Genomic DNA, 11,492 nt, shown 5'->3' on the forward strand with positions numbered 1-11,492 from the left:
CTCCACGGCCATGCCGTCGTGGGAGACTTCCCAACCCGCCTCCTGCACCGCCCGCCGCTCGGGGCTGTCCTCCAGCAGAATGGGATTGGTGGTGTTGATGTGGATGAAAATCTTGCGCCGCACGTCGAGATCGCGGAAGGCGGCGAGTGTGCCCTCCTCTCCCGAAACGCTCATGTGCCCCATGCGCTTGCCGGTCTTGACGCCGACGCCGTCGCGGATCATCTCGTCGTCCACCCACAACGTGCCGTCGAAAAAGACCATATCCGCACCCCGCAATCGCTGGGCCAGCTCCGGGGGCATGGCGGCGCAACCGGGGATATAAAAGAAGCGCCGCTCCCCCTCCCGAATCTCCAGGGCAATGGTGTCTTCGGCCACCGAGCCGAAGCCCTCCTCTTCCTTCTTCTCCAGCCACAAGGCTACTTTGCCGGGTACGGCGAAGGGCACGACCTCGATCCCGGCGGCTGCGCCGTCGGGGTAGCGCAACTCCGTCGGGCTCTCCAGCACCAGGGGTTCCCGCCGCACGAATTCCGGGTTCAGCACGTTGAACACGGGATTGGCCGCCAGCACCTCCAGCACCCGGCCGGTGCCGTAAAGGCGCAGCGGCTGGGATTCGCGCAGGTTCAGCAACCCGGCGATATGATCGACGTCGGCATTGGTGAGCACCGCGCCCTGGATCGGCGAGGCCCGCAAGGGGCCCTCCGCGGGCGGCTGCAAGATCGGGTTCTCCCCGATCTGCTGCCGCAGGTCGGGAGAGGCGTTGAGCAGAAACCAGCGCGCGCCGTCCGCGCTCAGCGCGACCGAAGACTGGGTGCGGGCGCGGGCATCTCCCCGGCGGGCGCTCCTGCTGTTGGGGTGGTTGCAATTCCACTGCGGATAACCGCCGCCGGCGGCCGCGCCCAGCACTCGTAACTTCATTGCCGCTCAGAACCCCGCATCAGGCCTCGGCATCGGCCTCGGCATCGGCCTTGGCCGCAGGCGATTCCGCCGCCGGCGCGCGCCCGCTCCAGTCCTGCCCCACCCAGCGCTCGCGCCCGCCCTGGCGGGCATATTCTTTTTTCCAGAACGGCGCGCGCGCCTTCAATTCTTCCAGGAGAAAGCGGCAGGCGGCGAAGGCCGGCGCCCGGTGCCGCGCCCACACGGCAATCAGCACAATGGATTCTCCCGGCACGACCTCGCCCACGCGGTGCAACAGCAACGCATCGCGCAACTCCCAGCGCTCGCGGGCGCGCCCCGCGATTCGGCGCAGAAAGTCTTCCGTCATCCCGGGATAGTGCTCCAGATAGATCCGCTCCACCGCCTCCGCCTCGCCGTCGTTGAGATCGCGCATGCTGCCGGAGAACAGGGCGCAGGCCCCGTAGCTGCCCGCCGCCAGCAGGGACTGCTGAGAGGCCAGTTCCCGGAACTCGTCGAAGGGGCGCTCGCGCAGCTCGATCCGCATCGCCTCAGCCTCCGGTCACGGGAGGGAAAAAAGCCACCTCGTCGCCGTCCTGCAGCCGCGCTTGCATCCCGACATGCTCCCGGTTGACCGCCGCCAGGAATTCCTGTCCCGGCGGCAACTCCTGCCCGGCCGCCAGGCGCTGCCACAACTGCAGGACGCTGCTGCCCTCCTCCAGCCGCGCCTCTTCCTCGCCGCGGCCCATGCATTCCCGCAGGCTGGCAAAATATCTGACCTTGACCGAGATCGTCATAACGGAACACAAGATACCCCCGAAGGGACGAGGCTGACAAGCGCCGCGCCGACGTTATGACGTTATACTGAGCGGCAGGGAACCCGCCGCATGACCGAGTTGACGCATTTCGACCCCCGGGGAGCGGCCCGCATGGTAGATGTGGGCGACAAGCGCGTGACCCGGCGCGCGGCGCTGGCGGAGGGTCGCATCCTGATGCAGGCGCAAACCCTGCGGAAGATCCGGGAGGGCGGGCACGGCAAGGGCGATGTCCTGGGAGTGGCGCGGGTGGCCGGGATCATGGCCGCCAAGCGCACCGCAACGCTGATCCCCCTGTGCCACCCCTTGTGCCTGACCCGCGTCGAGTTGGACTTTTCCCTGCACACGGAACAGGCGCCGTCCGTGCACTGCCTGGCGCGGGTGGAGACCCGAGAGCGGACGGGAGTGGAAATGGAGGCGCTGCTGGCGGTGCAGACCGCACTGTTGACCATCTACGACATGTGCAAGGCCGCGGATCGGGGCATGACCATAGACGGCGTGCGCCTGCTGGAAAAGTCCGGCGGCCGTTCGGGCGCCTGGCGGCGCGTCCCGGAGGCGCCGCCCCGCGCGCCCCGCCCCACCCGCAAAGGCCGCGTTAATCGTACTTGAGGTAGCGAAAGCGGGGATCGTCCGGCGTCCCCTCCAGGGCGCTGCCTTCTTCGGCGCCCGGCTGCCACATGATGACCTCTTCAATCTTTTGCGCCAGCGCGAAGTCCTTCTCGGTGACTCCCTTGGCGGCATGGTTCATCAGCTTGACGATCACGAAGGCGTAGGAGGCGCTCAGATCGGGGTGGTGAAAGGCGGCCTCGGCCAAGTGGCCGATGGTGTTGATCGCCATCAGCGTCCCCTTCCAGCCGCTGGTCTTGTAACGGCGGCGAATCCAGCCCTTCTCGTAGTACCACTGCGGCAACTCGGCCTCCAGCCGCGCCTTGATCTCCTCCTCGGAATAGACCTCGTCCGCCTTCTTGCTGCGCCATTGCGCCATTGCCTACGCACCCCCCTGCGGCAACTTGCCGCCGTTCACGCCAGCCACTATAGCATATTTGCCGCCGCCGACCGCGGCGCCGGCAAGGACGAAGAACCGCGTACCGGGATGCGCGCCCGGATGCGGGAGACGCAGCCGGCCTCCAGGCGCCCTGTACGCCCGCCGCGGCACAACGCGCCGCGAAACCCCAGGTAATCGGGCCGCAACTCCAACAGGGCGGGGATGTCTCCCTCCGCCAGAGAACCGGCCAACCCGCACAGCAGGCCGGCGGCGCGCGCCTGCGCCACGAAGCGCCGCAAACGGACAGGCCGCAGGCGCCTGGGCAAGGGAGGCGCCTCCTTCTCCCGCGTATCCAGCATCGCCCCGAAGGCGCCTGCCGCCGCCTGCCGCCGCAGGCAGGCCAGGGACGGCACTCCGCCTTCCGCCAGATAAACCAGCACGACCCGCAATCCCCGGCCGCGCAGGCGCCGCAACAACGGCGGCAACTCCGGGTTCGGGTCGGCGGCGTACAGACCCACCTTGAGCAGCGCGACCCCGGCGGCGGCCGCCGCCTGCGCCGCAACAGCCAGACCCGCCCAGGACAGAGGCGGCTCGCCGATCGCGGCGCTGACCGGCAGGCGCGCGCCATAGCGCCGACTCACGGCGCGCAATACGGCCGCCGGCGGCACGCCCAGCGCCCCGCCGGCCGGCTCCTTCAAGTCGAGAATATCGGCGCCGCCGCCGACGGCGATCTCCGCCTCCCGTAAATCGCGCACGCTGGCGAGCATCCGCGTCAAGGCGGCGCGCTCCTTCCTGCCCGAGCCGGCGCCCGATGTTCGCGGACTCGGGCAAGCAGCCACTCCCAGGCCAGCAATTCTCGCTCGCCCGCGGTCTTCTCCACGGCGACGCCCAGGGACGCGAGACCGCGGTCCACCTCCGCCGCGGACAGCAGGTGCAGCCGGCTAACCAGGATCGCCGCTTCGATCACCGCCGCCTGGGCGCGGTTGAACCCACGGAACGGCAAGTGCCCTTCGGCATGAACCTCCTGGCAAGAGAAGCGGGGCCGTTCCGGATCTTCCTCGCATTCGAGCACCCGCAGTTCGCTGTGCGCCAGCGCATCCCGCAACCGCGGTACGCCGACCACCGCGGAAGACGTGGTGGGCCAATCTGCGCGGCCGGTCAGGCAGCCGGCGAACACGCGCACGTCGTCGCAGAAATTCACCACTGCCTCCGGATGCGCCCGCAAATTTTCCAGGGTCCGGGACGGGCGATACGGCGCCAGGAGAAAGCGATTGTCCTGCCGGCGCACCCCCATGGGCGCCAGGTGCACCGCGCCGCCGGGATCGCGGGTGCCGACGATCGCCTCGCGGATCATCCTGACTGCCGCGCCCGGCGCTGCCGGCGGGAGGCCTGCAGGGTCGTGCCTTCTGTCGCCGCCGCATTCCCTTCCTCATCTTCGAACCCCGCCCGTTTGCGGCGGGCAGGAGGCAGCGCGGCGCCCCAGTCCAGCATCCGGTCCTGCCGGTACCGCTTGCCGAGCTGCCAGGCGATCTGGGCGCGGGCAAGCTCCACCCCCATGTAGAAGGCGTGGGGGGCGTCCTCCTGCAAAGAGGCCAATTCGGGGAACAGGGCAAAGGGATCGCGCCCCCGGTGCAGGCCGTCGCGGTTAAACACGAACAGGCCTTCCTCAGCCAACCGGATACGGTAACTGGGGTCCCGGATGCGGGCCGCCAACTCGGCGATATCCTCCTGCGTATCGAACAGAGGCCGGCGCTCGTGGATACCGGTCAGCGCAGTAGAGTAGCCTTTGGGCACGCTCCGCTCTTCGCGGGCGGCATACAGGATGCGCCGCGCCCGGTCCGCCTCGTAAATCGCCGAGCGCGCGTGCGGGCTGACCTCGGTGCTCAAGATGGCGGTCGCCTGCAGTTCGGAGGCCACCCCCATAAGCAGGGCGTTGATCCCGCCGGTATCCGCCTCGGTCAGTTCGGTGAGGTTGCCCACCCCCATCATGATCTCCACCTCCGGGAAGCGCCGCCGCAGATTGCGGTAGCGCACCAGGGACTCGGTAAAGCCGAAATGGATCGGATCGAGTATGCTGTCGGCAAGACAGCGCCGTCCGCGCTGCTGCATCCAGTCGAGAGCCCGGTACAGCGAAGAGATCCCGCCGCCGCCGGGGATCACGATTGGCACGGACGCCACCTCTTCGGCGATCCAGAGGGTCTTCTCGCACAAGCTGAGCATGTAGTCCGCACCGGCGCGACCGGCGCGCAAGAGCTCTCCCTCTTCCATCGTATCCACGCTCACCTCCATGCCTTCCGCATGCAGGGCCTGTATCGCCTCTTCCAGGCGCGGGAAGGGCCTGCCCGGCAGAAAACCCAGGTCTATGACGTCCGCCCCGTCCTCGCGGTAGCGCTGCGCCCGTTGCACGATCCGGGAAACCGGCAGGATCGGCGCATCCACGATCTCCGCGAAGATACGTACATCGTAGCGGTCCAGGCGAGGGGGCGGCCGGCGCCCCCGCCCCAAAAACTCCGGCAAGTCCTGCAGTTCCGCCGGACCTCGAGCCACCGCCACCCCGAGCTGCTCCGACACCGCCGCCAGGTCGCCGCCACAGAGCCCCGGCACGATCACCCGGCCGACCCCCTGCACATCCTCCTTTTTGAGCCGCCGCCGGATCATATCCGCGGTCATCAACGCCGCCACGCTGACACCGATGTTGCGTACCTCGTAGTCATCGGCGGAGGGCGGCAGGGAGTCCAACATGCGGCGCAAGCCCGCCTCGGCCAGCCGCCCCGTAAGGAAAAGGATGCGCATAACGTAGATTATTGTAGTACCCCAACACCCCCCGGCAAACAAACCCGGGGCGGAGCGAGGGATGCCGGTACCCGTCGCGGGCGCGCGGCAAATGGCGTAAGAAACGATGTGCAAGGCGCGGGGCAAACTTGGAGAACCCCAACATATTGGCGTAAATCCTGCACCTGGCACGGCCCCGCCGGTTGTTATCCACCACTTCGGGCCGCCCACGCGCACGGCGCCAAAGGCTGCTGCCCGAACCCCCGCCCTGGCAACTTCGCAAAATCTCCACGCAGATCACTTTGCAGCACCCTTTCGCAAGGACAACCGCCCCATCATGCCAGGGCGCCCTCCGTAATTGGCACACGTATTGCTTTATTACATGGCGATGGGATGCAAAACGGCTCCCAGCCACTGGCGCGGCATAGGCCCGCCGTCCGATTCGCTATGAGGAGGAAGTCATCATGAAGTGGGATACCCCAGAATACAGCGACATCCGCTTCGGTTTCGAAGTGACGATGTACATCAACAACAAGTAACCCTTGTTGTTTTCCGGAGTCGGGGCGGCAGAAATGCCGCCCAGACTTTTTATTTCCCTCCCCCTTCGCCTCATCGGACGCAAACCCGCAAACAGGCGCCGAACCCGCCCCCCCAAAGACCCGAATCATGTTGCAGCCAACCGCATCGGCGGGACCCGAAACCGCAAACGAAAAACCCTGGACGCGCCAGGAATTCGAGGCCAAATTGCGTTCCAGGGAAAGCCTCTACCACATCCACCATCCCTTCCACGTGCGCATGAATACCGGCAAACTGGAACGCAAGGCCGTGCGCGGATGGGTGGCGAATCGCTTTTATTACCAAGTCAGCATCCCGGTCAAAGACGCCGCCATCATGGCCAACTGCCGGGAGACCGCGGTGCGCCGCCAGTGGCTCCAACGCATCGTGGACCACGACGGCGGCGCCGATGGCGAAGGCGGGATCGAAGCCTGGCTGCAACTCGGCGAGGCAGTGGGCCTCACGCGCGAAGAGTTGCGATCCGAACAGCATGTGCTGCCGGGAGTCCGCTTCGCCGTGGACGCCTACGTCAACTTCGCCCGGCGCGCCACCTGGCAGGAGGCGGTCTGCTCCTCGCTCACCGAGCTTTTCGCGCCGCGAATCCACCAGCGCCGCCTCGAGAACTGGCCCAAGCACTACCCCTGGATCCAGGAGCAAGGCTACAATTACTTCCGCAAGCGTCTTGCCGAGGCGCGCCGCGACGTGCAACACGGGCTGGAAGTCACGCTGGACTACTTCCGAACGCGGGAACAGCAGGACCGCGCCCTGAACCTCCTGCAATTCAAGCTGGACATCCTGTGGACCATGTTGGACGCTATGTGGATGGCCTATGTGGAAGACCGCCCACCCTATCACTGCTGCGAGGCGGTGGAGCCGCGACCGGCGCCATGACCGCGGAAACCGCCGCGACGCTGGAGCCGGTAGCCGTCCCGCGGCTCGCCCCCACCTTCCGTCTGCAATGGGAAGAGGCGCAGGGCTGCTACGTCATCCTCTACCCGGAGGGCATGGTCCAGTTGAGCCGCAGCGCCGGCGAAATCCTGCGGCGTTGCGACGGCAAGAGCAGCGTTGGCGAAATCATCCAGGAACTGCGGTCGGCTTACGAAAACGCGGACCTGGCACAAGATGTGCTTCAATTCTTGCAAAAGGCGAAAGACAATGGATGGATTCGAACTGGACAAGGCGAACAAAAATAACGCGGCGGGCAAACCGCTCTGGCTGCTGGCGGAACTGACCTACCGCTGCCCCCTGCAGTGCCCCTACTGCTCCAACCCGGTGGAGATCGCAAAGTACCGGGACGAATTGGACACAGCGGACTGGCTCCGGGTGTTGCGCGAGGCGCGGGCCATGGGCGCCACGCAGCTCGGCTTCTCCGGCGGCGAACCGCTGGTGCGCCGCGATCTGGAAGAACTGATCGGCGAGGCGCACCGGCTGGGCTATTACAGCAACCTGATCACTTCCGGCGTCGGAATGGACGAGGAGCGCGTCAAACGCTTCAAGGAAGCGGGGCTGGAACACATCCAGATCAGTTTCCAGGCAAGCAACGAGGAATTAAACAACTATCTCGGCGGCAGCAAAAGCTTCCAGCACAAGCTGGAGATGGCCCGCGTCGTCAAGAAATACGAATACCCCATGGTGCTCAATATCGTCCTGCACCGCAAGAACATAGACCAGATTCGCGACATCTTGGACATGACCGTCGCCCTCAAGGCGGACTACGTGGAACTGGCCAGCACCCAGTACTACGGCTGGTCCCGCGTCAACGTGGACGCGCTGTTGCCGACCCGCGCGCAACTCGAGAACGCCGAGCGGGTGGCGAAGGAATACCAGGAGCGAATGCGGGAGCGGATGAAGATCATCTACGTCATCCCGGACTACTATGCCAAGCGCCCCAAGGCCTGCATGAACGGCTGGGGGAACATTTTCCTGACCATCGCGCCGGACGGCACCGCCCTGCCCTGCCACGCTGCCGGACAGTTGCCCATCTCCTTCCCCAACGTGCGCGACCATGGCATAGACTGGATCTGGAACGAGTCCGAGGGCTTCAACCACTACCGCGGCTTCGACTGGATGCGCGAACCCTGCCGCTCCTGCCCGGAGCGCTTCAAGGACTTCGGCGGCTGCCGTTGTCAGGCATTCATGCTGACCGGCCATGCCGCCAATGCCGACCCGGTCTGCGACAAGTCCCCCCATCATAAGGACTTGGTGACCGATGTCGAACGAATCGGCCGCTTGGCCGACCGTAAAGAGGCCGAGGCTCGTCCCATCCTCTTCCGCAACATGCGCAACTCCCGACAGCTGATGCAGAACCGCTAACCCCCGCGGCGCCCGGCAAAGAAATATCCGACAAATAAAGACGCCGCTAAAGATGCCGTAGATAAAGGCGGCGCACAGGGCCATCAAAACAGAGCCCGAATCCGTTCATTGTTCAGAAGCTTCCGAAAATAATTCAGGCGCCCGCGGCGCACTGCCGGAGGCGCCAGGAGAGAGCCGCCGCCTGCCGATTGGCGCGCACGTCATGGACGCGGAAAATCCGCACGTCCTGCCACACCCCCAGCGCCGTAGTGGCGCAGGTCGCGCCAACCAATTCCGCCCCCGCCACCGTCCCGCAGGCCGCTTGCATAAAGCGCTTGCGGCTGGCGCCGAGCAGCAACGGGCAGCCCAGCGTTGCCAGCCTGCGCAGACCGCGCAGCAAGGCCAGGTTATGCTCCACCGTCTTACCGAAACCGATCCCGGGATCCAGGACCAGCTGTTCTTCCGGCACACCCGCAGCCACCGCCGCCCGCACGCGCCCCAGCAGGAATTGCCGCACTTCTTCGACCACGTCGTCGTAACGCGGGGCTTCCTGCATAGTCCGCGGCGTACCCCGCATGTGCATCAACACCAGCGGCAAGCCGCGGTTGGCCGCCAGGGCGAAGATTCCCGGATCGTCGCGCCCGGCCGACACATCGTTGAGCATATCCGCCCCGGCCCGCACGGCGGCGGTCGCCACTTCGCCCAGGCTGGTATCTATGCTGATCCGTACGCCGTCCGGCAACTGCGCGCGCAATGCGCGAATAACCTCCAATACGCGCCGGCACTGCTCGGCGGCCGGTACCCGTTCGGCGCCCGGCCGCGTGGACTCGCCGCCCACATCTATGATATCCGCCCCCTCCTCTGCCATGCGCAGACCATGCGCCAGCGCTTGCTCCGGCGCCAGATAGCGCCCCCCGTCGGAGAAACTGTCCGGCGTCAGGTTGAGTATCCCCATGATCAAAGGGCCCTCCGAATCCCCTGCCGGATGCCACCAGGCACCGCTCATGCCAGGATCTCCGCCATGCGGTCCGTGGCCGCCAGCAGAGCCTGCGCCATAGCCGGCTCGGACGCCAAGTGCCCCGCCTCGGGTACAAACACCAGCTCCGACATGGGCAGGGCGCGGTGCAACTCCCAGGAAGCAGAGGGCAAACAGGTCAGGTCACGCCGGCCATGGATCAAAGTCACCGGCACCTTCGGCAACCGCGGCAGGTCGGCCAGAATCTGCCCCTCGCGCAGGAAATATCCGTGCCGGGCATAGTGCATCTCAATGCGCGCCCGGCGCAGCAGCTCCTCCGTATCTTCCTCCGCATCGCCGCCCTCGCCGCCCGCCGGCAGGTTCCAGGTCACCACCCGCCCCGACCAGTCCGCCCAGGCGCGCGCCGCCTGCAAGCGCCGCTCGGGGCCGCCCTCCAGGACCGCCGCCGCCAGAGCCGCCAGCGGGTCGCCGCGCTCCGCTTCCGGCAAAGCTTGCAACAGGCGCTGCCAATCGTCGGGAAAGAACTGCTCCGCCCCGCCGCCGGCGACCCAGTCCACATCGCGCCGCCGGGCCAAAAAACTGCCGCGCAGGATTAACCCCAGTACGTGTTCCGGGTGCGTCTCGGCATACGCCAGGGCCAGGGTCGCCCCCCAGGAACCGCCATATACCAGCCAACGCTCGATCCCGAAGTGCAGACGCACCGCCTCCATATCCTCCACCAATGCCTGCGTAGTGTTGTACTCCAGGCGGCCGGCAGGCAGAGAACGGCCGCTGCCGCGCTGGTCGAAGATCGCCAGGCGGTAGCGGCGGGGACAAAAATAACGGCGGTGATCCGGCTTGGCGCCGGAACCCGGGCCGCCGTGCAGAAAGACCGCCGGCAGGCCGGCAGGTGCGCCGGACTCCTCGCAATACACGCGGTGCCCGCCGCCCACCTCGAGCAGCCCGGAACGATGCGCCTCCCGCGGCGGATAGAGAGCCGCGCCCGCCGCGGCGGCAGGCCGAGAAGACTCGGAAGACTCAGAGAGCATCCAGCAATTGCCGGCGCTTGGCCTGGTACTCCTCCTCCGTCACCAGCTCCTGTTCGCGCAACGACTCCAGGGTGTGCAATCGCTCCTCCACATCGGAGGGCGCCACCACCGCCTCTCCTGCCGCGCCATTGGCCGCATCGCGGTCACGCAATTCCTGCATCTGCTTTCTCATCCGCGCCATCTCCAACCGCTGGCGACGCAGCTCCCGGCGTAATTCCAGGGACGGGGCGGCCTCTTTCCGCGCCTCTTCTTCATCGCCGCCGGGCGCCTGCCGCTCCTCCGAAGCTGCCGCGGGCGCCTGCGCGCGGGCATAGGCCACGGCCAGCGCCAACTCGATCTCCAGCCAGTCCGGGCGGGGCTTGCCATCTCCCCCATGTATGGAAATCCCCTCCTGCGGCAACAGTTCCCAACCGCGGGCACCCTTGCGGCTGCGCGAACCCACGCGGAAAGGATGAATACGGCGGTCAACTTCCGTCTCGTAACCGCGCACATCGCGCTCCGGACCGTAGCGTATCGAGCGCAACACGTCCCCCAGGATCAGATGCAGGCGCTCGTCCCGGTAAAAGACCCGCCCGGCCACCGCCCTGCGGTCCGCAAAGAGTCCCCCCGCCTTGTATTTGCCGAATAGTAAAAAGACCACATCCTGCTCCGGCCCCGCCCGCGCCAGGCCCTCGGCCAGGGCCGTAGCCAGGGTGGAAGACATCACGGGCGCGAACAACGGCACCGGATCCTTGACGCTGATGGCAAACCAGCGCTTTTGCCCGCGCACAAGCAGGGAACGCAACAAGTCCCGCAGATCTTCCGTAGCCAAGCGCACCGGATGCTCATTCGGGGCGAAGGCCGCCTCTTCGCGCGGCGTCAGGCGCACGTATTGCTCTCCCGACTGCCACAGCGCATCTCCCTCCTCCTCTTGCGCTGTGGCGGCGCCGGGCCAGGACGCCGCAAGCGGCACCGCCGCCAGACACAGGGCCACCAGACACAAGGCCGGCAAGGCCGCCGGCGAACGGCGGGGCAGCGAAAGGAAGGCCCGCGACAAACGAGGCGGCGCAACATTCGCGGCGGCGCCGTTCGGGAGGCGGCGCGCACCCGTCCAAGCGCCACTGGCGGGAACTCCGATCATAGGTATCTCCTGAGTGTCTGCGAATCCGGCGGCAAGGGGCATATCTTACAGCATATGC

Annotated in this window: 14 protein-coding genes; 4 read left to right on the forward strand and 10 right to left on the reverse strand. The window is 66.7% G+C overall.

Annotated elements, in window-relative coordinates:
- From pqqB to moaD, 3 genes are all read right to left on the reverse strand, one after another.
- On the reverse strand, window positions 1–915 hold a 915-nt coding region (gene pqqB / locus OXU43_08030; GenBank protein MDD9825101.1), incomplete at its 3' end, for a pyrroloquinoline quinone biosynthesis protein PqqB.
- 19 nt (window positions 916–934) lie between these two features.
- Window positions 935–1,438, reverse strand: coding sequence for a molybdenum cofactor biosynthesis protein MoaE (locus OXU43_08035; protein MDD9825102.1), 504 nt, complete (start codon window positions 1,436–1,438; stop codon window positions 935–937).
- Between the two features lie 4 nt (window positions 1,439–1,442).
- On the reverse strand, window positions 1,443–1,682 hold the full coding sequence (moaD, locus tag OXU43_08040) for a molybdopterin converting factor subunit 1 (GenBank protein MDD9825103.1): 240 nt from the start codon (window positions 1,680–1,682) through the stop codon (window positions 1,443–1,445).
- 96 nt (window positions 1,683–1,778) lie between these two features.
- Here moaD and moaC point away from each other — a divergent pair, with 96 nt between their 5' ends.
- A complete protein-coding gene (gene moaC, locus OXU43_08045; GenBank protein MDD9825104.1) occupies window positions 1,779–2,315 on the forward strand; it encodes a cyclic pyranopterin monophosphate synthase MoaC in 537 nt (178 codons plus the stop codon).
- Here moaC and OXU43_08050 read toward each other — a convergent pair.
- From OXU43_08050 to OXU43_08065, 4 genes are read right to left on the reverse strand one after another with little or no spacing between them, the layout of a single operon-like run.
- The gene (locus tag OXU43_08050) at window positions 2,302–2,691 is read right to left on the reverse strand and encodes a 4a-hydroxytetrahydrobiopterin dehydratase (protein MDD9825105.1); all 390 of its coding nucleotides are present in this window, start codon (window positions 2,689–2,691) and stop codon (window positions 2,302–2,304) included. The genes moaC and OXU43_08050 overlap by 14 nt on opposite strands.
- Window positions 2,692–2,738: 47 nt before the next feature.
- Window positions 2,739–3,458: a hypothetical protein gene (locus OXU43_08055; GenBank protein ID MDD9825106.1), complete on the reverse strand. Its 720-nt coding sequence runs from the start codon at window positions 3,456–3,458 to the stop codon at window positions 2,739–2,741.
- A gap of 5 nt (window positions 3,459–3,463) precedes the next feature.
- Window positions 3,464–4,045, reverse strand: a complete 582-nt coding sequence (locus OXU43_08060) for a DUF447 family protein (protein ID MDD9825107.1) — start codon at window positions 4,043–4,045, stop codon at window positions 3,464–3,466.
- Window positions 4,042–5,484 (reverse strand): DUF6513 domain-containing protein, encoded by a 1,443-nt coding sequence (locus tag OXU43_08065; GenBank protein ID MDD9825108.1) that lies wholly within the window; start codon window positions 5,482–5,484, stop codon window positions 4,042–4,044. The genes OXU43_08060 and OXU43_08065 overlap by 4 nt, the downstream gene beginning before the upstream one ends.
- A gap of 645 nt (window positions 5,485–6,129) precedes the next feature.
- Between OXU43_08065 and pqqC the strand changes: the two genes are divergently transcribed.
- From pqqC to pqqE, 3 genes are read left to right on the forward strand one after another with little or no spacing between them, the layout of a single operon-like run.
- Window positions 6,130–6,909 carry a pyrroloquinoline-quinone synthase PqqC gene (pqqC, locus tag OXU43_08070; protein ID MDD9825109.1) on the forward strand — a complete coding sequence of 260 codons (780 nt, stop codon included), beginning with the start codon at window positions 6,130–6,132 and terminating at the stop codon, window positions 6,907–6,909.
- Window positions 6,906–7,211: a pyrroloquinoline quinone biosynthesis peptide chaperone PqqD gene (gene pqqD / locus OXU43_08075; protein ID MDD9825110.1), complete on the forward strand. Its 306-nt coding sequence runs from the start codon at window positions 6,906–6,908 to the stop codon at window positions 7,209–7,211. The genes pqqC and pqqD overlap by 4 nt, the downstream gene beginning before the upstream one ends.
- Window positions 7,174–8,331 (forward strand): pyrroloquinoline quinone biosynthesis protein PqqE, encoded by a 1,158-nt coding sequence (gene pqqE, locus OXU43_08080; GenBank protein ID MDD9825111.1) that lies wholly within the window; start codon window positions 7,174–7,176, stop codon window positions 8,329–8,331. Before pqqD ends, pqqE begins: the two co-directional genes overlap by 38 nt.
- Before the next feature lie 133 nt (window positions 8,332–8,464).
- Here pqqE and folP read toward each other — a convergent pair whose 3' ends face one another.
- From folP to OXU43_08095, 3 genes are read right to left on the reverse strand one after another with little or no spacing between them, the layout of a single operon-like run.
- Window positions 8,465–9,316 carry a dihydropteroate synthase gene (gene folP / locus OXU43_08085; GenBank protein ID MDD9825112.1) on the reverse strand — a complete coding sequence of 284 codons (852 nt, stop codon included), beginning with the start codon at window positions 9,314–9,316 and terminating at the stop codon, window positions 8,465–8,467.
- A complete protein-coding gene (gene pip / locus OXU43_08090) occupies window positions 9,313–10,314 on the reverse strand; it encodes a prolyl aminopeptidase (protein ID MDD9825113.1) in 1,002 nt (333 codons plus the stop codon). Before pip ends, folP begins: the two co-directional genes overlap by 4 nt.
- Complete coding sequence (locus tag OXU43_08095; GenBank protein ID MDD9825114.1) at window positions 10,304–11,434, reverse strand: hypothetical protein; 1,131 nt, start codon at window positions 11,432–11,434, stop codon at window positions 10,304–10,306. Before OXU43_08095 ends, pip begins: the two co-directional genes overlap by 11 nt.
- Between the last annotated feature and the right edge of the window lie 58 nt (window positions 11,435–11,492).

This window comes from Gammaproteobacteria bacterium, assembly GCA_028817255.1.
In the GTDB taxonomy this organism is placed as follows: Bacteria; Pseudomonadota; Gammaproteobacteria; order Porifericomitales; family Porifericomitaceae; genus Porifericomes; species Porifericomes azotivorans.

Bases quoted from the DNA above. Each gene is read 5' to 3' on its own strand.
- OXU43_08035 (MDD9825102.1), bottom strand. From the start codon at position 1,438: ATGCGGATCGAGCTGCGCGAGCGCCCCTTCGACGAGTTCCGGGAACTG.
- moaC (MDD9825104.1), top strand. From the start codon at position 1,779: ATGACCGAGTTGACGCATTTCGACCCCCGGGGAGCGGCCCGCATGGTA.
- OXU43_08050 (MDD9825105.1), bottom strand. From the start codon at position 2,691: ATGGCGCAATGGCGCAGCAAGAAGGCGGACGAGGTCTATTCCGAGGAG.
- OXU43_08055 (MDD9825106.1), bottom strand. From the start codon at position 3,458: ATGCTCGCCAGCGTGCGCGATTTACGGGAGGCGGAGATCGCCGTCGGC.
- OXU43_08060 (MDD9825107.1), bottom strand. From the start codon at position 4,045: ATGATCCGCGAGGCGATCGTCGGCACCCGCGATCCCGGCGGCGCGGTG.
- OXU43_08065 (MDD9825108.1), bottom strand. From the start codon at position 5,484: ATGCGCATCCTTTTCCTTACGGGGCGGCTGGCCGAGGCGGGCTTGCGC.
- pqqC (MDD9825109.1), top strand. From the start codon at position 6,130: ATGTTGCAGCCAACCGCATCGGCGGGACCCGAAACCGCAAACGAAAAA.
- pqqD (MDD9825110.1), top strand. From the start codon at position 6,906: ATGACCGCGGAAACCGCCGCGACGCTGGAGCCGGTAGCCGTCCCGCGG.
- pqqE (MDD9825111.1), top strand. From the start codon at position 7,174: ATGGATGGATTCGAACTGGACAAGGCGAACAAAAATAACGCGGCGGGC.
- folP (MDD9825112.1), bottom strand. From the start codon at position 9,316: ATGAGCGGTGCCTGGTGGCATCCGGCAGGGGATTCGGAGGGCCCTTTG.
- pip (MDD9825113.1), bottom strand. From the start codon at position 10,314: ATGCTCTCTGAGTCTTCCGAGTCTTCTCGGCCTGCCGCCGCGGCGGGC.
- OXU43_08095 (MDD9825114.1), bottom strand. From the start codon at position 11,434: ATGATCGGAGTTCCCGCCAGTGGCGCTTGGACGGGTGCGCGCCGCCTC.